Origin of the sequence: Salinibaculum salinum (assembly GCF_037645885.1) — an archaeon.
Classification (GTDB): domain Archaea; phylum Halobacteriota; class Halobacteria; order Halobacteriales; family Haloarculaceae; genus Salinibaculum; species Salinibaculum salinum.
The window spans coordinates 238,755-262,740 of record NZ_JBBENW010000001.1; the positions used below are offsets into that span (position 1 = coordinate 238,755).

The 23,986-nt window shown below is 62.0% G+C and carries 26 protein-coding genes and 1 tRNA gene; 16 read left to right on the forward strand and 11 right to left on the reverse strand.

Translation table 11 applies throughout. The features are described from left to right. From WDJ60_RS01190 to WDJ60_RS01215, 6 genes are all read left to right on the forward strand, one after another. A complete protein-coding gene (locus tag WDJ60_RS01190; RefSeq protein ID WP_340097912.1) occupies positions 1 to 843 on the forward strand; it encodes a helical membrane plugin domain-containing protein in 843 nt (280 codons plus the stop codon). A gap of 565 nt (positions 844 to 1,408) precedes the next feature. Beyond that, positions 1,409 to 1,825 (forward strand): hydantoinase/oxoprolinase N-terminal domain-containing protein, encoded by a 417-nt coding sequence (locus tag WDJ60_RS01195; RefSeq protein WP_340097913.1) that lies wholly within the window; start codon positions 1,409 to 1,411, stop codon positions 1,823 to 1,825. Beyond that, positions 1,747 to 2,052, forward strand: a complete 306-nt coding sequence (locus WDJ60_RS01200; protein ID WP_340097914.1) for a hypothetical protein — start codon at positions 1,747 to 1,749, stop codon at positions 2,050 to 2,052. The genes WDJ60_RS01195 and WDJ60_RS01200 overlap by 79 nt, the downstream gene beginning before the upstream one ends. Positions 2,053 to 2,108: 56 nt before the next feature. Beyond that, a complete protein-coding gene (locus tag WDJ60_RS01205; protein ID WP_340097915.1) occupies positions 2,109 to 3,410 on the forward strand; it encodes an amidase in 1,302 nt (433 codons plus the stop codon). A gap of 285 nt (positions 3,411 to 3,695) precedes the next feature. After that, the gene (locus WDJ60_RS01210) at positions 3,696 to 4,115 is read left to right on the forward strand and encodes a universal stress protein (RefSeq protein WP_340097916.1); all 420 of its coding nucleotides are present in this window, start codon (positions 3,696 to 3,698) and stop codon (positions 4,113 to 4,115) included. 327 nt (positions 4,116 to 4,442) lie between these two features. Then, positions 4,443 to 5,687: an inorganic phosphate transporter gene (locus tag WDJ60_RS01215; protein WP_340097917.1), complete on the forward strand. Its 1,245-nt coding sequence runs from the start codon at positions 4,443 to 4,445 to the stop codon at positions 5,685 to 5,687. A 405-nt stretch (positions 5,688 to 6,092) separates the two neighbouring features. On the opposite strand, the gene WDJ60_RS01220 is transcribed toward WDJ60_RS01215, so the two are convergent. Continuing rightward, positions 6,093 to 6,527: a hypothetical protein gene (locus tag WDJ60_RS01220; RefSeq protein ID WP_340097918.1), complete on the reverse strand. Its 435-nt coding sequence runs from the start codon at positions 6,525 to 6,527 to the stop codon at positions 6,093 to 6,095. 87 nt (positions 6,528 to 6,614) lie between these two features. Here WDJ60_RS01220 and WDJ60_RS01225 point away from each other — a divergent pair, with 87 nt between their 5' ends. The 5 genes from WDJ60_RS01225 to WDJ60_RS01245 all read left to right on the forward strand — a co-directional run bounded on the left by WDJ60_RS01225 (position 6,615) and on the right by WDJ60_RS01245 (position 10,201). Next, positions 6,615 to 7,010: a hypothetical protein gene (locus tag WDJ60_RS01225; RefSeq protein ID WP_340097919.1), complete on the forward strand. Its 396-nt coding sequence runs from the start codon at positions 6,615 to 6,617 to the stop codon at positions 7,008 to 7,010. Positions 7,011 to 7,233: 223 nt separating this feature from the next. Then, positions 7,234 to 7,485 (forward strand): phosphoribosylformylglycinamidine synthase subunit PurS, encoded by a 252-nt coding sequence (gene purS, locus WDJ60_RS01230; RefSeq protein ID WP_340097920.1) that lies wholly within the window; start codon positions 7,234 to 7,236, stop codon positions 7,483 to 7,485. Beyond that, positions 7,482 to 8,159 (forward strand): phosphoribosylformylglycinamidine synthase I, encoded by a 678-nt coding sequence (gene purQ, locus WDJ60_RS01235; protein WP_340097921.1) that lies wholly within the window; start codon positions 7,482 to 7,484, stop codon positions 8,157 to 8,159. The genes purS and purQ overlap by 4 nt, the downstream gene beginning before the upstream one ends. A gap of 72 nt (positions 8,160 to 8,231) precedes the next feature. Next, positions 8,232 to 8,948, forward strand: a complete 717-nt coding sequence (locus tag WDJ60_RS01240; protein WP_340097922.1) for an ABC transporter ATP-binding protein — start codon at positions 8,232 to 8,234, stop codon at positions 8,946 to 8,948. After that, positions 8,945 to 10,201 carry an ABC transporter permease gene (locus WDJ60_RS01245; RefSeq protein WP_340097923.1) on the forward strand — a complete coding sequence of 419 codons (1,257 nt, stop codon included), beginning with the start codon at positions 8,945 to 8,947 and terminating at the stop codon, positions 10,199 to 10,201. Before WDJ60_RS01240 ends, WDJ60_RS01245 begins: the two co-directional genes overlap by 4 nt. Positions 10,202 to 10,405: 204 nt before the next feature. Here the strand turns inward: WDJ60_RS01245 and WDJ60_RS01250 are convergent, their stop codons facing one another. Continuing rightward, a complete protein-coding gene (locus WDJ60_RS01250) occupies positions 10,406 to 11,596 on the reverse strand; it encodes an archaeosine biosynthesis radical SAM protein RaSEA (RefSeq protein WP_340097924.1) in 1,191 nt (396 codons plus the stop codon). Positions 11,597 to 11,757: 161 nt separating this feature from the next. Here WDJ60_RS01250 and WDJ60_RS01255 point away from each other — a divergent pair, with 161 nt between their 5' ends. Further along, a complete protein-coding gene (locus tag WDJ60_RS01255; protein ID WP_340097925.1) occupies positions 11,758 to 12,066 on the forward strand; it encodes a HalOD1 output domain-containing protein in 309 nt (102 codons plus the stop codon). A 7-nt stretch (positions 12,067 to 12,073) separates the two neighbouring features. Here WDJ60_RS01255 and WDJ60_RS01260 read toward each other — a convergent pair whose 3' ends face one another. Beyond that, positions 12,074 to 12,769, reverse strand: coding sequence for a helix-turn-helix domain-containing protein (locus WDJ60_RS01260; RefSeq protein WP_340097926.1), 696 nt, complete (start codon positions 12,767 to 12,769; stop codon positions 12,074 to 12,076). An 83-nt stretch (positions 12,770 to 12,852) separates the two neighbouring features. Then, positions 12,853 to 14,613 carry an archaeosine synthase subunit alpha gene (gene arcS, locus WDJ60_RS01265; protein ID WP_340097927.1) on the reverse strand — a complete coding sequence of 587 codons (1,761 nt, stop codon included), beginning with the start codon at positions 14,611 to 14,613 and terminating at the stop codon, positions 12,853 to 12,855. A gap of 82 nt (positions 14,614 to 14,695) precedes the next feature. Between arcS and WDJ60_RS01270 the strand changes: the two genes are divergently transcribed. Beyond that, entirely contained in the window at positions 14,696 to 14,953 is a 258-nt protein-coding gene (locus WDJ60_RS01270; protein WP_340097928.1) for a ubiquitin-like small modifier protein 1, read from the forward strand. A gap of 15 nt (positions 14,954 to 14,968) precedes the next feature. On the opposite strand, the gene WDJ60_RS01275 is transcribed toward WDJ60_RS01270, so the two are convergent. The 7 genes from WDJ60_RS01275 to trmY form a co-directional block, all read right to left on the reverse strand. Further along, on the reverse strand, positions 14,969 to 16,273 hold the full coding sequence (locus tag WDJ60_RS01275; RefSeq protein ID WP_340097929.1) for an acetamidase/formamidase family protein: 1,305 nt from the start codon (positions 16,271 to 16,273) through the stop codon (positions 14,969 to 14,971). A 57-nt stretch (positions 16,274 to 16,330) separates the two neighbouring features. After that, a complete protein-coding gene (gene tgtA, locus WDJ60_RS01280; RefSeq protein WP_340097930.1) occupies positions 16,331 to 17,803 on the reverse strand; it encodes a tRNA guanosine(15) transglycosylase TgtA in 1,473 nt (490 codons plus the stop codon). Between the two features lie 52 nt (positions 17,804 to 17,855). Further along, positions 17,856 to 18,416: an NUDIX hydrolase gene (locus WDJ60_RS01285; RefSeq protein ID WP_340097931.1), complete on the reverse strand. Its 561-nt coding sequence runs from the start codon at positions 18,414 to 18,416 to the stop codon at positions 17,856 to 17,858. 73 nt (positions 18,417 to 18,489) lie between these two features. After that, positions 18,490 to 18,645 (reverse strand): hypothetical protein, encoded by a 156-nt coding sequence (locus WDJ60_RS01290; RefSeq protein ID WP_340097932.1) that lies wholly within the window; start codon positions 18,643 to 18,645, stop codon positions 18,490 to 18,492. A 230-nt stretch (positions 18,646 to 18,875) separates the two neighbouring features. Continuing rightward, positions 18,876 to 18,948 (reverse strand) — tRNA-Pro (locus WDJ60_RS01295). A gap of 53 nt (positions 18,949 to 19,001) precedes the next feature. Continuing rightward, positions 19,002 to 19,817 carry a DUF6159 family protein gene (locus WDJ60_RS01300; RefSeq protein WP_340097933.1) on the reverse strand — a complete coding sequence of 272 codons (816 nt, stop codon included), beginning with the start codon at positions 19,815 to 19,817 and terminating at the stop codon, positions 19,002 to 19,004. Between the two features lie 66 nt (positions 19,818 to 19,883). Beyond that, complete coding sequence (gene trmY, locus WDJ60_RS01305; RefSeq protein ID WP_340097934.1) at positions 19,884 to 20,477, reverse strand: tRNA (pseudouridine(54)-N(1))-methyltransferase TrmY; 594 nt, start codon at positions 20,475 to 20,477, stop codon at positions 19,884 to 19,886. A gap of 87 nt (positions 20,478 to 20,564) precedes the next feature. Here trmY and WDJ60_RS01310 point away from each other — a divergent pair, with 87 nt between their 5' ends. The 3 genes from WDJ60_RS01310 to WDJ60_RS01320 are packed head-to-tail and all read left to right on the forward strand — an operon-like array spanning position 20,565 to position 23,931. Next, positions 20,565 to 21,038 (forward strand): OB-like fold-containing membrane protein, encoded by a 474-nt coding sequence (locus tag WDJ60_RS01310; RefSeq protein WP_340097935.1) that lies wholly within the window; start codon positions 20,565 to 20,567, stop codon positions 21,036 to 21,038. Further along, positions 21,031 to 21,558 carry a hypothetical protein gene (locus WDJ60_RS01315; RefSeq protein ID WP_340097936.1) on the forward strand — a complete coding sequence of 176 codons (528 nt, stop codon included), beginning with the start codon at positions 21,031 to 21,033 and terminating at the stop codon, positions 21,556 to 21,558. The genes WDJ60_RS01310 and WDJ60_RS01315 overlap by 8 nt, the downstream gene beginning before the upstream one ends. Before the next feature lie 57 nt (positions 21,559 to 21,615). After that, positions 21,616 to 23,931, forward strand: coding sequence for an STT3 domain-containing protein (locus WDJ60_RS01320; protein ID WP_340097937.1), 2,316 nt, complete (start codon positions 21,616 to 21,618; stop codon positions 23,929 to 23,931). The last annotated feature ends 55 nt before the right edge of the window (positions 23,932 to 23,986 follow it).

Below are 23,986 nucleotides of genomic sequence, written 5' to 3' on the forward strand. Positions count from 1 at the left end.
ATGTCCGAAACAGACGACACGCCGACCGACAGCCCGGCTGTTGCTGACCTCGACCCGGAGACGCGCGCGCTGGTGGCGTCAGTAGAGGCCAACGCCGACGACCTCCGTGAGCTCGTCGAGCTGATTGTCGTCGCCAAACAGCTCGGTGACGACCTCGCGCCGGAGGCCCGTGAGGCAGCAACAGACATCCGAGAGCCACTCGCCGACCTGCGTCTCGCGCTCGAACGGGAGGAGACACGCCACCTGCTCGAAGTCGTCGGCCACAACGCCGACGACCTCGCCGAACTGCTCGAGTTCGCCGCAGCGAGCAAGAGTCTCGCGGAAGACCTGGCGCCGGAGCTACAGGCAGCAGCGTCGGACGCCCGCCACCCGATGGCCGAACTCAGGCTGGCACTCGAACGCGAGGAGACGCTGGTACTGCTCCGCAAACTCGGCGAAAACACCGAGACGTTTATCGAACTGCTCGACCTACTAGAGGCGAGTCACGGCCTCTTAGAGGAACTGGTCCCCGAACTGCAGGCGGCGGCTTCCGACGCGCGGAGCCCGATTGCCGACGTTCGGATGGTGCTGGCAGGCTTTGCCGACGCTCACGAAACATCCGACGTCGATCCCTACGAGATGGGACAGGGGCTTGGCCACGCGCTGGCACTGGGAGCGACCGTCGGCAGCCCCGAAGTGGTTGACGCTGTCGACGCCGGCCTCGGCGCGTTTCGGGCCGACGAAGATCCGGAGCCGGTCGGACTGTTCGGGCTCCTGAGTGCGCTCAGAGAGGACGACGTTCGAGCAGGCCTCGGCCAACTGGTCGACGTCGTTCGGCGAATGGGCTCGAACGCACGCGAGTGAGCACGTGGTGTCTGGACGCGGTAGTCTCGGGGGCGAAACGGAACTGGAAAACGAGTAACTCAGAATAACGCGCAAACGGACGAGCGACTGAGGACGTCAGGCACAGGCTGGGTTCAGTGTGGACGCTGTGTTACCGAGCGTCTGTGTGCTCACCTCCGCCGAGGGGCTCACGTTTCGGTGACCGATACCGCACGTATTCGGTCCAAGGTTCGACGAGTGTTGTCTTTCGCTTCACATAGAACACTAAACAGCCGTGTTATATTAAGTATTTTGGTCAAACGTATATCTGCTGCCGGTAGCGTGTGAACACCACGTATCGCTCGAGTGAGATAGAGTGTATGTGTCGTATTGTATCCGCTGTTTGTGGATATACAGATAGTCACTGGGGGAAAAGCTATTGAGACTTGCACACATTCATCGGAAAGGCGGTCCTGGGTTCCCGGCGGTGGTCGGTCGTGTGTTTTTAAATATTATACATATGTTTCCACCGCGTTCCAGGCCGTCAATTCGGTTTATCCTGGTTCGTGGTAACGATTAACTCACACTGGTTTAACCAAATCTGTTGATGGCAAGTTCAGAAGATAATCCCTCAGAGCACCACAACGCAGAGATACTGTCAATCGATGCTGGCGGGACGATGACAGACACCGTCCTCATGGACTCGAACGGCGAGTTCACGGTTGGGAAGGCAAAGACGACGCCGGACGACGAGTCGCGAGGGTTCATCAAGTCCTCACAGGACGCCCTCGAAGACTGGAATCCGAGCGTCGAGAAAGGGTTCCTCAATCTCGTGTCGACGGTGTACTCCGGCACGGCGATGTTGAACCGCCTCGTCGAGCGCGAGAGCAAGGTCGACGTGGGGATTTTCATCACCAGCGGGATGGAGGACACACTCCGGATGGGGTGGGCCGACAGTCCTACACCGGCTACTCCGACTCCGATAGACGCCACGTCAACACGCACAAACACCCCGAGCCGCTGATTCCGCGCAACCAGATTCGCGGTGTTCGAGAGCGTATCGATATCAAGGGGAACCAGCTTGTCCCGCTGTACGAAGACGACGTGCGAGCGGGAGTCAACGACCTGCTCGACCAGGACGTCGACGACGAATCGTACGTCCCGTACACGTGGACGGACCGGTCACTGCAGGATCTCCCCGACTCGATGTCGACGTTCAAAGACTTGGAGCAGGCGGCCGACGACGATTGAGGCGCGTCGGATTGCCGGTACAGTCATTAGCGGGCCGCTGTAACCACGAGCCAGTTGTGCTGCACGACACGCCACTGGCGGCCGCTGTCGACGATTTGCGGCGTGGTCGGACCGACCCCGTCGAATACGCCGACCGACAGGAATCCAGCGCGGCGACGGTCGAACCGGAGATACACGCGTTTGTGTCGGAATCCGACCGATGGACGCGCGTTCGCAAACGGGCAGCCGAGGTGGCGAACCGACAGTCCACGCCAGCGCCGCGGCCGCCGCTGTACGGTGTGCCGGTGGGTGTGAAGGACATCTTTCACGTCGACGGGCTGGCAACCAGAGCGGGGTCCGACCTCCCGGCGGAGGTGCTTTCGGGGCCGCAGGGACCGGCCGTGTCCCGGCTCGCAGACGCCGGCGCGGTGGTGCTCGGAAAGACAGTGACAGCGGAGTTTGCGTACTTCGAGCCGGGACCGACGCGGAACCCACACGACACGCAGCACACGCCCGGCGGGTCGAGCAGCGGGTCAGCCGCGGCGGTCGCTGCCGGTCTCTGCCCGCTTGCACTCGGCACGCAGACGATCGGTTCGATCAGTCGCCCGGCCGCCTTCTGTGGGGTGGTTGGCGTCAAACCGAGTTACGGACGCATCCCGACTGACGGTGTCATCCCGTCGTCGCCGTCGGTCGACACTGTCGGCTACTTCACGCAGGACGTTGCGGGCGCTCACCTCGCAGCCGACGTGCTCTGTGAGGAGTGGCGAACGCTGCCGACACCACGTGACCGGCCGACACTCGGTGTTCCCGCGGGGCCGTATCTCGACCAGGCCAGTGACACCGGGCAAGCGGCGTTCGAGGACCACGTCGACCGACTGGCCAGTGCCGGATACGATATCGAACGCGTGCCAGTTCTGGAGAACGTCGCGGCAGTCAACGAGCGCCACGAACAGCTCGTGGCCGCGGAGATGGCGATGGTTCACGAGGAGTGGTTCAGCGAGTACGCCGACCGATACGCCGACGCGACCCGCGAACTCGTCGAGCGGGGACGGGAGGTGACGGCTGGCGAGATTGCGCGCGGTCGGCGCGGTCGCGAAGCGCTTCGTACGGCCCTCGAAACGGCGATGGAAAAACACGGCGTCGATATCTGGATTTCGCCCTCGGCTCCGGGACCTGCGCCTGCAGGAATCGACACGACCGGCGACCCGGTGATGAATCTGCCGTGGACGCACGCCGGCCTCCCGACCGTGTCACTCCCCGCCGGGAAGACGGATGCCGGGCTCCCGGTCGGGTTACAGTGTGCGACCTGGTTCGGTGGCGACGAGGACCTTCTTGCGTGGGCGGACGGGATCGCTGCCGCGCTGAACACAGGATTGTAGCACTTGCCAGAGTACACGTCTGCGGCCAGCGTAGCCGGAGAATCCGAGGTCTGAGACTCCTGAGAACCGTCGAGACACGACAGGTATTATCAAATATCGCGTGGCCTCTTCGATGAAACCTGTGATTCATGTTATTAGCGACGGCGAGAGTGACGAATGCGTACACATATTGAGAAATTGTGTGCAAGATACAGAGAATGAGTGCAGCAGATAGTGCCAATATGTGTCCCCTGATCCGAAGCAAGCGACCCGCCGTTTTATTCACGCCCTGGCCGTAGCTATCATATGATCTCACGAGTCCTCGTTCCAATGGACGACTCCGAAATGGCGCAGCGGGCCCTTGAGTACGTCCTCGATAACCATCCTGACGCGGAGATTACCGTCTTGCATGTTGTGGGCGGACCGTCAGCGATGGGAGGGGTAGCCACCGCACTCGCTCTCGAGGAAGATCTCGAAGAGGCCGCCCAGGAGCGCGCACAGGAGGTATTCGATGGCGCTCGGAATCTCGCCGCCAAGTACGATGCCGAGATCACCACCGAGGTTCAACTGGGACATCCAGCACGGGCGATTCTGAACAGAGCCGACGACTTCGATGCGGTCATAATTGGGAGCCACGGCGGCTCGGTGGCCGATCGACTGGTCGTCGGCAACGTCGCCCAGAAAGTGTTCCGCAACTCGCCCGTCCCTGTAATCGCCGCTCGGTGAGTGGCTCCGACTGAGGCTAACGGAGAGCTGTGCCTCGAGCACCGTTACCGGAATGCCGACGAATTCTATCGCTCTCTGTCAACTCGGTTCGACTTCCGTCTCAGGTAATTCAGTGATGATATGCACCTTCTGCCTTTCACAACTTCAACTCAGATATAAAACCGGCCAGAGTAGTGAGGCTGTATTCATTGCCGGGAACGGGTTTGAACGCAAAAAATAGGCGAATATGGGTGATACACAACAATCACTATCTGCGGAGCTCTTCAAGACGAATCAGTCCGGAAATTATATTCGGGAACCACGTGACGTTGCCACATATACGGGAAGATGGTGTCACTGCTGACTATCGTCGGTATTGTTGTCGCCGTATTTGTTGGGTTCAATATCGGTGGATCGTCAACGGGCGTGGCATTCGGTCCGGCGGTCGGTTCACGCCTCGTTCGGAAGACGACAGCGGGGGCCCTGTTTGTCGGGTTCGGCTTCCTCGGTGCGTGGACCGTTGGTCGAAACGTCATTGCCACAATGAGCAGTAGTATCGTGCCAGCAACCCAGTTCACGCCTGTTGCAAGCGTGGTTGTCCTGTTTTTTACTGGACTGGCACTGCTTATTTCGAATCTCTACGGCGTTCCAGCGTCAACCTCAATGACAGCTGTTGGAGCCATCGTTGGACTGGGGCTCGCATCAGGTACGCTCAATCAGGCGCTTATGTTCGTTATTCTCTCAGCGTGGATCGTCGCCCCGCTGTTGTGCTTTGGTATTGGAGTCGGAGTTGGGCGCTACATCTACCCGTATCTTGACCGCTACGTCGCGTTTACGAAGTTTAACCTCCACTTCATTCAATTTGACCGCTCGGGGACAATTCCACGCCCGTCTGTGAATCAGAACGCATCTCCGCAAGACGTAGTCGGATCACTCTTGGTGGTCGTCATTGCATGCTATATGGCGTTCTCGGCAGGGGCGTCGAACGCCGCGAACGCTGTGGCTCCCCTCGTCGGCGAAGGGGGATCACTTACGGTCAATCAGGGGGTTTTGCTCGCGGTGTTTGCCTTCGGTTTGGGAAGTTTCACTATCGCTCGTCGTACGCTGGAGACAGTTGGAGATGATATTACAGAGCTACCGATTCTCGCTTCGCTGATTGTCTCCATAGTCGGTGGTACAGTCATCACAATCCTCTCTTTTTTGGGAATTCCTGCAAGTCTCGCTGTCAGTACGACATCTACGATCATTGGGCTCGGGTGGGGCCGGGCAAGTCGGTCAGCGGCACTTTCAGAATTAGTAACGCCGACGCCCGAGCGTTCTGATGTCGAAATGGCAACAGGAGCGTTAGTTACCTCACGCGCCGAAGAGGTACCCGTTGGTCCAACTATTGGAGATCTTGCTAGGCACGAAGAACCGCCAGAGAGGCCAGAGGAGATACCAGACGTACCGGATGTCGGCGCAGAGGGGCCAGCTGATCTCGACAAAAGAAGTCTCTTTAATCCAGCGGCGGCAAAACGTATCGCTACGATGTGGGTTTTGACCCCATCGCTGGCGGTTTCTGCCTCCTACCCGGTGTTCGTGCTCCTGTTATAAATTCATAGGATGCAGTGAGCGTGTCATAGAATCGCCACCAAGGATTGATTTCACGCTGTCGGTCAGTGAATCAGTTGGTAGAATAAGCGCGCATATCACTCGGTGGGGTCGGACTCAGGACTTTGACTGGCAGAACTCAGCGACGACAGAAAACTTCCAACAAGTCCGATTACCCCGATTACTAATGAGGTAAGGACAATTGTATCTGAGCTACCGTATCCACGGGCTTCAATTTGAACTGCCCACAGCATCACCACGATACTGAACAGGAGGGTATCTCTTGGGAGGGACACACGCCACACCGATAACAGCGAGTTGTTTTAGTGTTCCGCACGCCCTCCGAAAAATGAGCGGAACTCGACAGAAACCCCACTGACCAGTAGCCACGCTGTCTCTACCGATGTACTATCCGTCGACTGACTGGTCGCCGGCACACGTCGTACACGCCCGCCCGGATCGGACGTACAACAGGCCGGCAAACAGGACGACACTCACCGCGCCCAGCAGTGGCCGTATCGGGTCGAGATACGTCATCAGCGCGGAACTACTGAACAGGGCGAGGAGGATGGCGTTACAGGTTGGACACCCGAAGGCCAGAAACCCCAGGACTGCACCCGCAGTAGCTGTTTTGTCGTCGTTTCCCTGGCTGGGCGTCCGCTGATACGTGTACGCTCCGAGAAACGCGGCCGTTAGCGCCAAAAAGAGGTAGTCGAGCCCCGTTCGAGGGACCATCCGAACGTAGAGCGAATTGGGTAGCAACCCCGTAACGATGCCCAACAGCGCGAACGCGCCACCGCTCACTGCAACTGCAGTGAGTGCTCTGTATCGCGGTCCGTTCACACAGGGGACTGTGTGGTGTTCGGTAGTAAAACTCACGATAGATATGTAAGTTAAGATTTATTTCCCCGCCGGTGAAACGGCCCCTCAATGACAATGAAAAAACACGACTGTTCCGAACGAATAATCGACGGTTGGAACCAGGTGTTCAATGCGCTGGCGGCCGAACCTCGTCGGCAAATAATTGTCTCGTTGCTGGAGGCACCATCGGACCGGTGTCTCTTGCTTCCGGAGGCCGCGAATCCACCCTACGCGCTGAGAGACCCCGAGGAACTGTCCGTCGAACTGTTCCATTCGCACCTGCCCGTTCTGGCTGCCGGTGACTACGTCGAGTGGTCGGAGGACCCACTCTGTGTCGAGCGCGGCCCCAATTTCGACGAGGCCGCCGTCGTCTTTCGGTCGTTGTTCGACCACGTTTCGGACATTCCAGACCGACTCGTCCACGGCTGTCCGCGACTCGAGGAGAAGCGGAGCGAACGGCCGTAACAATTATATCGATTCGCAACGGCGCCTGGGTGACACACCGAGACGCAGAATCGACAGGCAATTGGCAACCAGGGGTTACCCAGAAAATGAGCGCTGATGGGGGTAGCCAGATTCAAATCGCCCGAGAGTATCACCCTGTCGCCGGGTCGGTCGGGCTGTCTCGCGGGTCAATCACGGCCGACAACCACAAGCGTTTTCGCTCGCGGCGTCCGTGTCTCGACCGATGACTGCCTACACTGCCACTGTCACGGTTCGGCTCAAACACGGGGTGCTCGACCCCGAAGCCGAGACGACACAGCGCTCGCTCGAACGTCTCGGGTTCGAACTCGAGGATCTGCGCTCGGCCGACCTGTTCGAGCTCGACCTCGACGCCGAGAGCGCCGACAGCGCCCACGAGCGCGCTGAAGAGATGACCGAGCGCCTGCTTGCCAACCCGACTATCCACGACTACGAGGTCAGCGTCGAGGAGCAATGACGGTCTCTGTCATCCAGTTTGGCGGCTCCAACTGCGACCGCGACACGATTCTGGCGCTGGAGCACCTCGGCATCGACGCGCAACTCGTCTGGCACGAGGACGGCCTGCCTGCCGACGCCACTGGCATCGTTATTCCCGGCGGGTTCTCTTATGGTGACTATCTCCGTGCCGGCGCGATGGCTGCCAACTCGCCTATCATGGCCGAGGTCCGTGACGCCGCCGAAGACGGAACGCCGGTTCTCGGTATCTGCAACGGCGCACAGATTGGCTGTGAGTCCACACTCACACCCGGCGCGTTTACGACCAATCGGAGCGCCCGCTTCCAGTGCGAATACGTCCACCTGCGCGTCGAAAACGCCGACACGCCCTTCACACGCGGCTACGACGAGGGCGAGGTCGTCCAGTTCCCCATCGCACACGGCGAGGGACGCTTCGAAATCGACGACGAGGAACTCGAAGGGCTAGAAATCGATGACCGCGTGCTCTTCCGGTACTGTGACGAGTCGGGCGAGCCCACCGACGACGCAAATCCGAACGGCTCGAAGCACAACATCGCGGGCGTGCTGGGCGAACACGACCACGTCGCCGTGTTGATGCCCCACCCAGAGCGCGTCACGGTCCCCGACGTGAGTGCGACCGACGGACAGGCCGTCCTCCGTGGATTCGAGAGCTAACGACTCGCGTTTGCTGAATCCGAAAACGCGCGACCATTTTTAAGCGAACTGCCTGCACAGACTGCGATACGAATGGCAAACCCCGCAGTTGTCGTCGACGGACTCACCAAACGCTACGGTGACGTGCAGGCGCTCGACGGCGTCACGTTTGAGGTACAGCGCGGCGAGATATTCGGTCTGGTTGGCCCGAACGGGGCCGGCAAGTCGACCACGCTCCGCATCATGTCGACGCTGCTGAGCGCCGACGAGGGGAGTGTCACCGTCTGCGGTGCAGACGTTGCACAGCGAGCCAACGACGCCCGCGCTGCGCTCCGGTACGTCCCGGAGGAGGCCGGTGCGTACGAGAACTTCTCCGGCCGCAAGTATCTGGATTTCATTGCCTCCTTCTATACGGACCGTCCGGCGTCGATGGTCGAGGTAGGCATCGAGATCGCAGACCTGGGTGACCGTATCGATAGCAAGACCAGCGAGTACAGCAAGGGGATGACCCGGAAACTCCTGCTGGCTGCCGGGCTGATGACTGAACCCGAACTGGCGATTCTCGACGAACCGACGTCGGGACTCGACGTGCGCAACGCCCGCCAAATTCGGGACACGATCAAGGAGTACCCCGGCGCGTCCCGGAGTGTCATCCTCTCGTCGCACAACATGCTGGAAGTCGAGTATCTCTGTGACCGCGTCGGACTGATAAACGAGGGGCAGATCGTCGACGTGGGCACGCCCGCGGAACTGGTGGGCGAGTACGGGACCGAGAATCTCGAAGACGCGTTCCTGGAGGCCACAGCATGAACACGTTCTTCAGACTCGTCTGGAAGGAGATGCGCGAACTGCTCCGCCCGCAGTACATCCTGCCTATCCTGTTCGTCCCAATCATCTTCGTCGCGCTCGGACAGGGATTTGGCGGTATCGACGATGCGGCATCTGAACCGCCCGAGGTTGGCATTGTCAACAACGACGATGGCACGTATGGCGATCTTGTAGAAGCGACGTTCAACGAGAGCGGCGAGGTGGTTTACCGGGGTGACGGCGAGAACCCCGACGTGGCACTCAACGAGACAGTCGACCAGGGCGGCACAGCGCTCATCGTGATACCGGAGGACTTCACCGAGCGAATCGAATCCGGGAACGCCACCAGCCAGGTGCAACTGTACACGGTCGTCGATACGGTGAGTCTGGGCGGCATCGCCTCGACTGGGCAGGTAGAGAACGTCCTCCAAACTGCAGAAACCCAGATTACGATAAACGCGACGGGAGCATCGCCCCAGCAACTCGCGCCGGTCGAAACCTCGTACACGACCGACGTGAAGGGGACGCGAATCAATCAATCCCCGGGCGTGCTCGGCGGCGCGTTCACCTCGCAGTTCATCTTTATTCCGGTCATTATCATGCTGGTCATCATCTTCTCCGGCCAGATGGTCATCAATTCGATGGGGATGGAAAAGGAGAACAAGACGCTCGAAACCCTGTTGACAATGCCGGTCAAGCGCCGGACTATCGTCGCGGCGAAACTGGTCGGGAGCGCCGCTATCGGACTGCTCGCCGCGGGGGTGATGACCGTTGCGCTCCGTGAGTACCAGTCCGGAATCACCGGCGGACAGGGAAGCAGTCTCCCCGAGGTGTTCGCGCTCGGCCTCGTCGATTACGCTATCGTCGGCGTGGCAATCTTCTTCGCCGTCGTCGGCGCACTCGCGCTGGCGCTCGTGCTCGGTATCTTCGCCGGCGACCGACAGGGCGCACAGATTCTCTTGTTCCCGCTGTCGATTCTGGCTATCGGCCCCGCGTTCGCGACGATGTTCACCGACTTCTCGACACTCTCCCTGCCGCTTCAGGCACTGCTCTTTGCGATACCGTTTACCCACCCGGTTATCGCCCCCAAGCAGTTGATGTTTGGCGACCCACTCTTTGTCTATCTGGGTATCGCGTACGAAGCGGTGTTCGCGGTGGCGGCCATCGGCCTCGCGGTGTACGTCTTCAACTCCGACCGCGTCGTCACCGGGAGCGCCGGTCGACTCGGAAGGTGGCCCTCGAAACTCCAGCGGTAGCTACTCGCCGTTCGTGGGGAATAGGATAGGGAACGAGGGCGTGGAGCGTGTGACAGGTGTCGCCGGGCGTGTAAGCGGCGACGTGGGCTCCCAGCCCTACTCATCTGTACGACCGGGGGTCACTAATACCCCGGCCTACCGGAGTGAAAGTGAAAGTGGATGACGGCAGCTGGTTGGAAACCGTTCCCACGACACATTTTGCTGTTATCGCGCCAGCGGCATCGAGTAACTCCGCTCGCGTTCGAGGACGAATTCGTGTGTTCGTTCGCACTCGCAGGACACCTGCTCGAAGACAGATGGGTCTTGGCGCAGGTCGAAGTCCTTGATCGCACGCTGGACGCGGTCGTCACAGTCCCCGCAGTTGTGCGCGCCGCGGTCGCTGCCGTGGCCGACGGGGTCCGAGACGACGATGATGTCCTCATTTGCAGTGTCTTCGAGCACGCTCGCGACGCTCCAGAGCCACGGCGGGCGGTAGCCGTCGCCGTGGAAGAGGTCCTCGACCATCGTGTGTCGCTGGACGTTACAGGGGTTCATCGAGACGGTGTGACAGCCGTCGACGGCGGCGCACTTTCGCACCGAGCGCTTCATGTCTTCGAGCGCCTCTGCTTCCGAGAGGAAGGGCGGTTTCATCAGGAGGTAGGCCTTGATGCCAGCGCCGGCATCGCGTGCGTCGGCGGCCGCGCGCTCGAACTCCGAGAACTCGAAGTACTTGTTCACGCAGTCGCGGCGAACTCGATCGGTCGCCGTCTCCAGCCCGACCGCGATGTCGGTATTCAGCCCCTGCTCGGTGAAGTCCTCGATTTTCTCCTCTGAGACGAAGTCGGGGAGCGATTCGACGACGATGCGGTCGCGGTCGCCGAACGTCTCGGCGATTGCCTGGCGGGTCTCGGCCGGGACTTCCCGCTCGTCGAGAAACGAACCGGAGGTGTAGATTTTGATGAGGCCAGCGGGTTCCTCGGCGTTCTCTGCCTCGTGGCTCGCGGGTCGTTCCTCCCCGTCTTCTCGCGGGCTTCGCCCGCTCGAATGGTCCGCGGAGCTTCGCTCCGCGCTACTCGCGCTACCCGAGGCCTCCCGCTGGTCGGCCTCGTAGTCGAGACAGACGTCGATCTGGGCCATGAGGTCCTCGTGGCTGACGGAGCCGCCTTCGACGGACTCGGCGACGTAGCCACACATCGTACAGCCGCCGGCGCGGGCCCAGCGACAGCCGCCGGTGTTCAGAATGATGGTCAGGGAGTCGTAGACGCCGTCAGGGGTGTTGTCCTCGTCGAGCCAGACGCGGGTCGGCTCTCGGGGGTCGTAGGTTTCGTCTTTCCGGGAGCGAATCTCCCGCATCGCCTGGTTGTGGGCGTCCATCCCCTTTCCCTGCTCGTAGACATCGGGACTGGGTTTGCTCATTGACGGGTGAAAGCGGCCGCGGGCGTATAGCCGCTTCGTTGGGCGGCTAGGAGGCACGTCGAGCTCTCGGTGAGTCGTTCGACGCGTCGACCCTCGATGTGTAGGGAATTCGACTAAGCCGGTCGGGTGTCTCGTTCCATTTATTCAACAGGTGGCACGCTATGGCACACGAAAACAGTTCGCTCACAGACGAAATGCACGGGGAATCGGAACAACACGTCGTCAACTGGACTAACAGCGAATCGCCGACTGCGAGCGTACTCAAAGCAGTTGCTGCCGTCACCAATCGCTCACTCGTGGGTCTGAAGCCCCTCTATGACGTTATCGACCCCGATGTCCTGAACCAGCTTTGCGATTCGGGACAGGAGGCGTCGACTTGTCGTGTTTCGTTTCGGTTCGAAGGCTGTGACGTGACTGTCCACGGGGATGGCCGAACGGTCGTTTCGCCGTCTGCAAACTGCGAGCTCTGACTCTCGCTCACTGCTCACTGATCAGGGCAGCGAGCAGGTTCCGCTCGGCGGCGTGGATGTGTTCGGAGAGCGTCGCCGAGCTAATTTCGAGTTCTGCGGCAATCTCTTCACCGGTACACTCCCGTGGCCACTCGTAGTAACCAGCATCGAAGGCAGCCTGGAGAACTTCGCGTTGTCTGTCGGTGAGGTGTGCGTGGAGCATCTGCTGGAGCGTCGACTCGGAGAAAATCGGCGTGAACGACTCCTGTTCCCGTTTACAGACGAGTTCGCCGTCGGGATTCTCGTCGAGAAACTCGTCAATAATCGCGGTGGTGTCGTACTGCGGCGGGACTTCGGCGACGATACGTCCGTCGCCGTCTTCGGAGTGAACCTCACGCGGGAGCGCCCCGTCTTCTGCGAGTGTCGCCGCTGGACAGTGGTCCCCGACGATAAATTCGAAGAGACCTCCGTTCTCGGACTCGTTGAGCAGTGTCGCTTCGACGGCCTCGTGAGACGTACTGGCAGCGAGGACGCGCTCTGAGTCAGTCCCACTCACGTTGAAAAACTCGGCATAGCGACCATTCCCGTGGGGTATCATCTCCGCGAGTTCGAACGTACATCCCAGCGTTTCGGATGCGGAGACGAACGGATAGGGCCCGTCGTCGAACGCGAATTCGACTCTGGTAACCTCTCCTGTTTCTGACTGTGCATCTTCTTCTGACATGTATCCTTCGACGATACCAGTTACTCCGGCTTGGTTCTTTCGTCGCCACGACAATCTTGGTCAAAGCAGCTCCCAGCGTCAACTCATGTTTCTTCGACGTGTCGAACGGAACTCGCAATCCCGCGCGTGCTGTCGACCATCTCGGGACCGGACATCTTTGCGCGGCCGATAGCAAAGGCCTGCGGCCCCTCGATGACGACCTCGTCGCCGACGCGAATGTCGCCGCTGGCGTCGACGACGCCCGGCGCGAGCACCGAGCCGTGCGGAACGAAGTTGTCGATTTCGACCCGCTTCGTCGGCGCATCGCTCTCGACCCAGCGGCGAGCGCCCGCGAGTGTCAGCGAGAGGACGCCATACTGGGGGACCAGCGCCGCCAGTTGCTCGCCGTCGCTGTCGAGCGCCCGGAGTTTGGGGTAGCGACTCCCCACCCGCAGGTCGTCGAAGAGGGCGTCGCCGGCTCTCTCGCCGAACTGATAATCGGCGATAGCGCGAACGGTGTTGTGCTGGCGCTCGCGTTTCCCGTACTTCAGTTCGTCCGAGAGCGTCGCGGCGAGGTTCGCCAGCGAATCGGTGGTCGTCGGGTGGTCCTCGACGGTGTACTCGAAGTCCAGTCCGAGCGACGCCTCGACGCGCTCGCAGATCTCCCGATATCCCTCGCCGGGAACGTGTGCGATAACTCGTGGATAGTCGTTGCGCCGGAGATACGCTTCCAGTACGTCGGCGACGAACTCTTTTTCGGTGGCCGACCAGTGGCCGGTCACGACCGAATCGTAGTGCTGGGCCGGGTAGGTGAGTTCGAGTTCCTGGGGGACCACACCGATCGGAGAGGTCATCGAGAGCGTGTGGCCGCGGAACTGCACCGCGTCGTGGTACTGGCCGTGGCTCTGGGACTCGCTGTAGGGTTTCGCGGCCGAGCAGGGGACGATGACCAGCGGATTGTCGAAGCGACACCGGTAGCGCTCGGTGACGCGCTGGGCGAAGCGCTGAATCTCGACGCGGCGCATCGTGTCCTCGGTGGCCGCCGTAATCTCTGCCCGGCGAATGACTGGCGTGCGCTGCTCGACGTAGCTGTACTGCTGGTCGAGACGCCGGAAGACGGCAGTGAGCCACTGTTCGTGCCGGGCCTGCCCCTCGATGTAGTCCCGGAGTCGGCCCCGCCGGATGCGCTGTCGGACGGTCCCAAGTGTCGCCCGGAGTGCGTTCTCGTTGTGTTGCTCGCAGTCCGCGCGGTCGAACGCCTCGATCGGTTGCTGGCAGGCCGGGCAGGCACAGGGGAGTTCGTCTAAGTCTTCGAGAAACTGCTCGCCGTCGGTCGTGAGGTACTTGCCCTGGCTGCCTTTCACGACGGCGCGGTCGGTGTCGACGAGGTCGACGCCGGCGTACGCGAGCGTGGCGACGTTGGCCGGCGTCGCGACGCCCGGTAGATAGAGGGCGGTGTCGTGTGGTACGGCCTCGCGCGTGCGGACGATCGTGTCGACGAACGCGCGAGCGTGGCCGGCGATTTGCTGGGCGTTCGAGAGCACGTAGGCGTCGGGATTGGCGTCGGTGGTGTCGGCCGCAGCGTCGGGCGTCACGACGGCCGCGCTGGGATAGTCTACGTCGGGGTAGTCGGTGGCGAAGGCTTCGGCGACATCGTCAGGTGTGCCACCCGGAATCGCGCGGTGGGGCAGCACCGTCAGCACCGAGTCGTCGCCCTCGGGCAGTTCGCGGGCTTCGGGCCAGCGACTCCCGGCGTCGACGAGGACGTCGTCCACGACGGCGGGGGTCCGGAGCGACTCGGCGAGGCGGAGTTCCCCGATGCGGGCGGCCCCGTCCCGGTCGTGGACCTCGAAGTAGTCGGTCATGGCAGTCGGTGGGGGGTGCGCGAGTAATTATCTTGGCTTTTGTGGCGACAACGCTCTTGTCTCCGGCGACGAAGAGGCGACCATGGAAGTCACGGTATACGGCCCCCTCCGCGGTGCGACCGGCGAGAAGACGGTCACGGTCGACTTCGACGGTGGAACTGTCGGGGAGGCACTGTCGGCGTTGGTCGATGCCTATCCACGCGCCGAGCGCCACCTCTTCGAGAACGAAACCCTCCAGTCTGGCGTTCGCGTGGCGGTGGACGGTGAAAGCGTCGACGCCGACGACGACTGTCCGGCCGACGCCAGCCTCAGCGTCCACCCGGCGATGCGCGGGGGATAACTCCCCGGTCGCAGCCTAGAGATCGTACTGCTCGCGGACGAGGTGGGCGAGTCCCTGTTCTTCGAGGCGGTCCATCGGCGCGAGCATGTCCAGTTGGACGACGCCGGGGAGCCGGCCGATTTCGACACCGCCGGTGAACGTACAGCGGGTGCGCACCTCGCCTTCGCTCATATCCAGCAGGTCGCCGGCGCGGTCAAAGGCGTTCTCGGTGGCGTCGTTGGCCGTCGCGCCGCTGCCGATGACCTGGATGGGACCCATGTCGGTCTCGACGTCGACGCCGTACTCCGCGCCAAGTGCCTGGCCCTTCTCTACTTCGTCGTCGGTGTAGGGTGTGCTGATGTGGGGCAAATCCTCCGCGTTTGGGAGCAGGATTGGGCCGCCGATGTCGAGGTCCTTGATGAGTTCCACCTCGAACTCGGCGTGGCCGCTCACGTCGGTCGTGTGCAAGGCGAGTTCGCCGTCGCCCTGATTCGCGTGCATGTCGCCGACGTAGATGCCGCCGCCGTCGACTTTGACCGGGCAGATGAGAACCGCTCCCTCGCGGACCGCGTTGACGTCCATGTGGCCGTCCGTGCGGGCTTCGAGTTCCTCCTCGCTGTCGAGTCCCCAGTCGTGGTCGGCACCGATGAGGAACTGGCCGAAATCACCGGCGTTGTGCGAATCGGGCATCTCGATCGGCGGTGTCGTCCCGATGTTGCCGATGAAGGGTCGGAGATGGCCGAGTGTCCCGGGCATCTCGTCTGGTTCGTACAGCAGGATGGGGTGCTGTCGCGAGTTTTCCGGGAGCGCGATGGCCTCGTCGGCACGCTCGGCGAGGTCGTGTGCCGCCTCCTCGTCGACGGTGATGCCGACTTCGTGGTCGTCGTCGAAGACCGTCGTGATGCCGTACTCGAAACCAAACGACGAGGCGTTTGCGCCACACTCCGCACACCGAATCGAGTCCTCACCAGTCCCCTCGACGACGCTCTCTGGCCACTCGGTTCCGCACTCGGGACAGACGTGGTCGACGAAGGGGTCGTCGCCGAACGCCTCCTCGCGCTCGTCCATCGACCCGGTGCTGGTGGCGATACTCGTCACTTCGATATCGCGTATCTTGATTGCGATGGCGTCGCCGACCTCTGCCCCCTCGACGGCGATTGGTTTGGTCACCTCGTGGCCGCCACGGAACTTCGGGGTAATCATCGGTCCCCAGCAGGCTGGCGGCGTGTGTGTTTTCACCGTGCCGCCGTCTGCGACTGTCCCGGCCCACTCCTGCTCGGGGCCGACCAGTCCGAGTGTGTACTCGTTGACGTGGAGTTCGCTCTCGATTTGTTGTGACATAACATGCCACAATTTAGGCTCTGATAGATTAACTCTGTCTCCGGTACTGTGTGGGACTTACTGGTCGCTACCTAGAACTTCGACTGTCACGTCGGCCGGCAGCGCGTCCAGTGCCGTCTCGGGCCAGTCGCGGTGGAACACAGTCAGCTCGGCGTCGCTGTCTGCGGCCAGTCGCCGGACGCCCTCGGCGGCCGCCTCGTAGGACTGCACGTCGACCCGCTCGGGTAGTTCCCCAGCGAGTGGATACGCGTCGGCCAGTTCTCGCGGCACCGGACCAAAGGGTGGAAGCAGTCGCCACGAGTCGTCGTAGGCGTCGCTGTGATTGCCCTCCGTCAGCAGTATCTCGCCGTCGGGGTCGAGTCGGGAGAGTCGCTGGTGATGGCGTAGTACTTCGGGTCGACGGGCGCTCTCCGAGGAGAGATAGAAGAAGGCGTCCTTCGAGACGGGGTCAGTCCGCTCTAACTGGTCGGCGTAATCGAGCAGCGTCCGATAGCCGTCGAGCATCGTCGGGTGACCGCGAGCACGCATCTCGACGAGTTCGAGTAGGTTGCCCCGCCGAATCGCCTGCCGGACGGTCCGCATCTCCTCGAAGGAGACGTACAGGTTGTGCTCGGCGAGGAGTCGCTGGCACTCTCGCTCGTCGTCCAGATCCCGGAGGTCTGCCGGGGTGTGGTCGGTACAGACCGGACACGAGCAGGGGAAGTAGTCGAGGTCTTCGAGATGTTCGGTCCCGCGGACGGTCAGATAGCGGCCGTCGCGGGCGTAGAGCGCGTACGCCGCCGAGTCGAAGAGGTCACAGCCCAGCGCGACCGCGAGCGCGAACATCATGGGGTGGCCCGCACCAAAGAGGTGGACCGGCGCGGCCTCACCCAGCCCCCGCTTTGCAGCCGTCACCACGTCGACGAGGTCGTCGAAGCGATACTCGTTCATCAGCGGGACGACTGCTCCGATGGGGAACACGTCCAGCGAGGTACTGGCAGCCTCGCGTCCCGCGCGCTCGCGGAGGTCCGGATGCGTCGACCCCTGGACCGGTGCGGTGACGAGCATTTCACCAGTGTCGACGGTCTCGGCCAGTTCCAGTCGTTCCTGGGTGGTCGCGAGTTCTTCGCTGGCCTGTTCATGGCTCACGTCCGGCGGTGTGGGGATGTCGACTGGCGTGCCGATATCGGAGCCGATGGCGTGCTGGAACTGTAGAATCTCCTCGGTTGTCACCGTAATCTCGCCGTACTCAGCGAGCTGGAACGACCCGGAGTCAGTCATGATCGCACCCGAAAAGCCGAGCAGGTCGTGGAGTCCCTGCTCGAGCGCTGGTTCGCGGAGGTCCTCGCTCCCGTGGAGGACGTAGCTGTTCGTGATGAGAATCTCAGCGCCGAACTCCGATTCGAGCTGGCTTGGCGGAACCGTTTGGACGTGCGGATTGACGACCGGCAAGAGCGCCGGCGTCTCGACGGTTACGTCGGCTCTGGGGACCGTCAATTCGCCGCGACGACCGGCCGCGTCGTACTCGCGTACCTCGAAGACCCCGGACATTTGACTGCTCTCTGTGAGCGCGGGCGGTAAGGATTGCGTTCTGCTGTGACTCCTACCACGATGGCAGGCCCGACGATATCTCGAAGAGCGCGTAGTAGACGACGGCGAAGGCAGTGCGGCCGTCGCGGAGTTCGCCGCTCCGTGCGGATTCGACGAGGGCGTCCAGCGTTACCGTCTCGACGCTGATGCTCTCGTTGTCGTCCAGGTCTTGTTCTGCCGTCTCCTCGCAGTTCCGGGCGATGTAGTAGTGAAAGACGGCATCGGAAAAGCCGTTCGCGGGTTCCATCGTCGTCATATGGGTGAGCGTCTCCGGTTCGTAACCCGTCTCTTCGCGGAGTTCCCGCCGCGCGGCGTCGTCGGGGTCTTCGCCGTCTTCGATGCTCCCCGCGGGAAGCCCGCGATTGAGTCGGTCGACAGCCTGTCGCCACTCGTCGATGACGACGACTTTGCCGTAGGGCGTAAACGGGAGGATGACGACGCTCTCGGACTCAGAGAGGTAGTCGAACTCGGTGACCTCGCCGTCGGGGAGTCGCACCTCCTCGTTGACGATGTCGAATCCGTCACAGGAGTAGGCAACGTCACTCGACAGGGTCTCCCACGGGAGGTCTGACATCGTCTGTACTTTCGTCGGGCGTCATAAAAAGGGCCGTGAACACGGACGAACCCTGCCGTCGAAAAGCCCGTGACTACGGCTCGTGTCCCATCGTGATGTCGCCCAGAATCGACTCACAGTCCGCACAGCGATACAGTTTCACGAGCCCGTCCGGTCGTACTTCGACCGCGTCACTCCCACAGTCGCACGCGTTCAACATTCCGGGAGTTGCGGTTGGCGTCCACTCCATGAACCCAAACACCGTCGGACAATTAAAAACTGTGTCGTATGCGGAGCGTTTGTCGACAACTCGAAACTGTCGTTGGCAATTCTCAACTGTGCGTTTCTGAACCTAGCTGAGAACGTGATTCGGCCTCGAGCAGGCCCGACAGTCGACAGTACCGCGCCCCGCGGACACCATGCTGGTCGTTTTCGACCGACGATTCGAGCGGTACTAACTCGCCGTAGTCGCTGGAAAAGTGGGCTGACCCGGATTTGAACCGAGGTCCAAAGCACCCGATGCTCCGAGGATACCAAGCTACCCCATCAGCCCGCATACGAAATGAATCCGCCGTCGGATTTAACGGTTGCGAATCGATGGACCGGTCACGAATTGAGCGACTGGAAGTCGGTGTCGCCGAACTCGCTCGGTCGTTTGCCTTCCGTCGCGTAGACGTACAGCGAGGTCTTGATGATGCCCTTGATGGTCGCCGAGAGGAGGATGGCAACAACCAGGAAGAGACCGACGATAGCCCCGGCGACGAGGACGCTTCCGGTTCCAGTGAAAATACCAAACGCAGCGACAGCGCCGACAGCGAAGACGGCGAAGGCAATCAGTCCCGGGCCAATCATCCCGATGGCACTCTCTCCCCACGTCTGTCGGAAGGTCCGACCGCTCGTCGTGAACATGCTCCGGACACTCTCGTCGGGTTCGAGGACGGCCACGGGAACGACGAAGAAGGTGAGAATCGACCACGCAGCGCTGAACACCCACGCGAAGATGCGTGCGACGCGACTATCCGACGATTCGATGGCCCTGATGACGACGCCGATGGTCGCGGCGATGACCGACCAGACGAGCAGTTTCCCCTTGACACCCCAGGCAGCGTTTAGTCCGCGTCGGAAGTTGGTTGGCTTCCCGTCGAAGGCCTGTCGCGTCTCGTAGACCAGTCCCGCGGTGAAAAACGATGAGATGAACGTCGTCACCAGGTACGCGACGAAGAGGACGACGTAGCCGACGGTCTCGTTGCCTTCGATTGTGTCGACCATTCCGTACGCGCCCCCGAGCAGGAGTGCGAGAAAGACGATGCCGCTCGCACCCGCAACCAGCGGGAACGTCATCAGTGTCGGATTGTGCCGTAGTACGATGATACTGTCTTTCGTCAGTGCCAGCCCCCGTTTGAGCCGCCCAAATAGTCCCATGGCCATAAAATCCCATCTGTGGCATATATCGGTTGTCCTCTGGTCACTGGTCCATCTGCCGGCTACTCAGTAGTGCGCAAAGCCGTCGGTATCCAGCCAGTTGTGTGCGACGGTGATGGCCTGGTTTCCGTGGAGTCGCCGCGGCCCGAGACTCACCCGCTTGTCGGCCACATCGTTGAGAAACGAGGTCTCTTCCTCGGTAAAATTCCGGTGGTCCGAGAGGACGAAAACCGGGTCTGCCGGTGGCTCCGTTTCGATTGCAGGCGTCCCCTCGCCGTGGAGTTGGACGACGGTTCCATCCCTTTCGGCGTCGTCGAGTGTCGCCTCGAATCCCTTCCGGACGAGTGAGACACCGGGTGAGGTCTCGACGGGGATGTGACCGATGGCCTCCTCGCGCTCGTCGAGTGCCGTCCGGACGAGCGCGGCCGTCGACCGTTCGTCGGGGTTGAGGCCCTGCAACGTGCTCCCGTCGAACATGACGGTGAACTGGTCGTTGAGGACGAGGCGGACCCGAACGTCCTTGCGGATGTCGTGTGAGAGCAGGAGTGCGCTGGTGACACAGCGACAGAGCGCATCGAGTCGGCCGGCACCGGGGAGGTCGTCGAGCGAGAAGTCGGCCGTCGTCGGGGCGTCGTGGCCGACGACGAGAAACTGGCGCATATCGGATGGTAGTCGAGACTGGATTTATGTTCTCCGACACTCGGTAGACCGAAACGTCTATTCGGGCCGGTGGTGTCACCGCCGGACGTGACCCGCTGGCGACGGTTCGCGCTGGTTGGACTCCTGTTGCTGGCAACGGCTGGACTGGGCGTGTACGCAGATGCCACCGAGGAGGACCGCTGGCCCTATCCCACTGCCGACGCGCTCGGGGCGGCGTCCGACGACCACGCCGGCGAGGAGACCTTGGTGTTCGGCACTGTCGAAGCGGTTCGTGGGGATACGGCTCAGATTCGGGTCGAGTACGACGAGGGGAGCTTTCAGATGACTGTCCACAATTTCGACGCGTCGGTGCAGTCCGGTGGCACTGTTCAGGTGTACGGGACGCTCGGACCGGACCAGACTATCGACGCCGAGCGCGTCGCCGTCGTCAACCCCGCCGGTAGCTCACTACTCTTCAAATACGGCATCTCTGTCGTTGCAGTGATTCTCTTCTTGCTTGTCTTCTTCCGGTACTGGCGAATCGACTGGGGGACATACTCGCTGGAGGCCCGCGATGGCTGATTTGCTGACACACGTCCTGGTGGCGTACGTCCTCTTGACCGTCGCTGGCTGGTGGGTCGACTGGCTGGACCGGCGCTGGGTCGTCGTCGGGATGGGTGGGGCATGCATCCCCGACTTACAGAAAGTCGACATTCTCCTCGACGCAGACGCTGTCAGTGCAACCCTCGGCATTCCGTTCACGTACAGCGTCACGAGTACGCTCGGTGGCGTTTTGCTGCTCTCTGGGGCGATCACGCTGCTGTTCGAGCGACGGTGGTGGCGTCGCGTCTATAGCCTCCTTCTCGTCGGTGGCTTCGGACACGTTGCACTCGACGGGCTCCGCGTCTGGGCCGACGGCAGCGCCAGCCAGTGGCTCTTCCCGGTGCTCCCCAGCTACCGACCGCCGACCCCGAGTCTGTACGTTACATCCGACCCGCTGGTTCCAGTCGTTGCAATCACGGTGAGTCTACTCGTCTTCGCTGTCGACCGGCGCAGAAATGGGAATGCGGACGCAACACTGTCGGGGCACGCCGAGGAGTGACCTTCCCGATAACTCGACCCCGATGGCTTTATCAGCCAGTCGGAAAACCCAGTAGACATGACCGACGGTCGTCGGGTCGAGGAACTTCTCGCGGACAGACCCGACTTCGAAGCCGCACTCGAAGACGTGCAGGACGTCGACGCCACACGGGAGACGTGGACGTTCGACGACGTTCCCATCGACTCGGGGACCTTCGGCCAGCTCGTCTCGGAAGGTGTCGTCGAGAAAGTCGACGGCGAGTATCGACTCGCCAATCCCGATGCCGTCCGCGCCGCGCTCGACGGCGAATCCCAGCCCGAACCTGCAGAGGAGACGACCGACCGCGACATCTCGCTGTCACTGCCGAGTATCGATAGTCGCGGGGCTGGGCTGCTCGCGGCCGTCCTCGGCGTGCTGGTTGTCGTCCGCTTGTTTCCCTTCGGGGCCGTTTTCCGCGATGGCTACGTCGTCCTCTCGGGAAACGACCCCTACTACTACCGCTACTGGGTTGAGCAGACCCTCGCCGACGGGACCATCGGCGCACTCCCGCTCGGCGAGGTTCCCGAAGGCATTGCCGGTGGGGAACCGTTTCTCGTGGCTGCGCTGACGTGGCTGTCCGGAATACTGGGAGGTGACAGCGGGCTCGCACTCGCCCTCTACCCCGTGCTCGCCGCACTCGTCGCCGGCCCGTTGCTCTACGCGCTCGCGCTCCGGGTGAGTGCCGACCGGCGCGTCGCGCTGGCGTCAGTGCTGATGCTCGCGTTCACGCCCGGCCACGCGTTGCGGACGGGACTCGGTTACGCTGACCACCACGCCTTCGATTTCGTCTGGCTCACCCTGACCGCGTTCGCACTGGTCCTGCTGCTGACGGGCGAACGGGACAACACTGACCTCGGTCGCTGGCTCGCCGCGGTCGGACTCGGTATCGGCGTCGCCGGGCAGGTGCTGGCGTGGGACAACGGCCCGCTGCTGGTCGTGCCCGTCGCTGCTGTCGTCGCTTTCGGTGTTCTCCTCGACGTTCGGGACGACCGCCAGCCACTCGTTTCGAATGCGCCGCTGCTGGCCGGCCTTGGGCTGGCTGCCGTCCTCGCGTTTGCCGTTCACACGACAGTTGACTGGCACTCGACGACCGTCGCTGCCGTGCCCGCCCTGCTGTTCGTCGGGAGCGCCGCCGTCGTTGCGGTCGGTGAGGCCGCCGCTCGACTCGATCGGAGCGTCCGCGAACTTGCGGCTCTCGAACTCGTCGCTGGCGTCGGAACCATCGTTGCCGTCGTCGTGTTTCTCCCCGACATCTGGAGTGAACTCCAGGGTGGTATCGACACGATCCTCCGCAGCGACAACATCGCGGAAGTCCAGTCGCTGTTTAGCACTGACACCTTCGGATTTTTGCTCCTCTTTGGGTTCATCCTCCTTATCGCCGTTCCCGCGCTGGGCTGGGCGACTGTCAGACTCACTCGACGCGACGACGAGTGGCTCGTTCCCGTCGTCTACGGCTGGTATTTCTTCGCGCTCGCGCTGTTTCAGGTGCGTTTTACCGGCGAACTCTCGGCCTTTACCGCGCTGTTCGCTGGGTACGGATTCGTCCGAATCGCCGCATGGGTCGACCTCGCGGCGCTACCGGCACCCGTCAGCGGCACTGACCTGACTGACTGGTGGCCGGACCGACCGGATGCCTCGACTGTCGTCTCTGTGTTCCTGTTGTTCCTCCTGGTCACTGGCCTGAGCGTCGTCCAGTCGGGCGTGAAGATGCAACAGACCGCTATCGACGACAGCACCTACGAGACGGCCGCGTGGATCGCGGAGTACGCCGACGACCGTGGCTGGGAGTCCGAATCAGAGAGCTACGTCTTCAGCGACTGGGGCCGAAATCGCGTCTACAACTACTTCGTGAACGGCCAGTCGCGGTCGTATGCGTACTCTCAGTCGAACTACCGTAATTTCATCGCCCAGGAGGACCCCGACGCAGCTGCCGCGACGGTCGACGGCCGTGTCCGGTTCCTCGTGACCGAGTCGTTCCCGGTGGACAGTCCGGCGATGGGTGTCCGCCTCCACGACAACTTCGGGAGTCGCTACGAGAACGTCGAGGGACTCTCCCGGTATCGGGCCATCTACGCCACTGACAGCGGTGACCGGAAGGCGTTCCTCGTCGTCCCCGGCGCGACACTCGATGGATCTGCCCCAGCGAATACGACCGTCTCGCTCGAAACGGACGTCGACATTCCGGGCGCAGCGTTCACCTACGAGCGACAGGTCCAGACGAACGCGAGCGGTGAGTTTACTGTCGACGTTGCCTATCCCGGCGCATACGAACTGACCGCGGACAACCAGACGTGGACGGTCGACGTGTCGGAGGACGCCGTAATGAACGGGACTCGGGTGGCTGCTGAGCGTTGACTGCTCTCGCAGTGGGTGTCGATCACCTCGTCTGACGGACGCATGACGGTCCCGT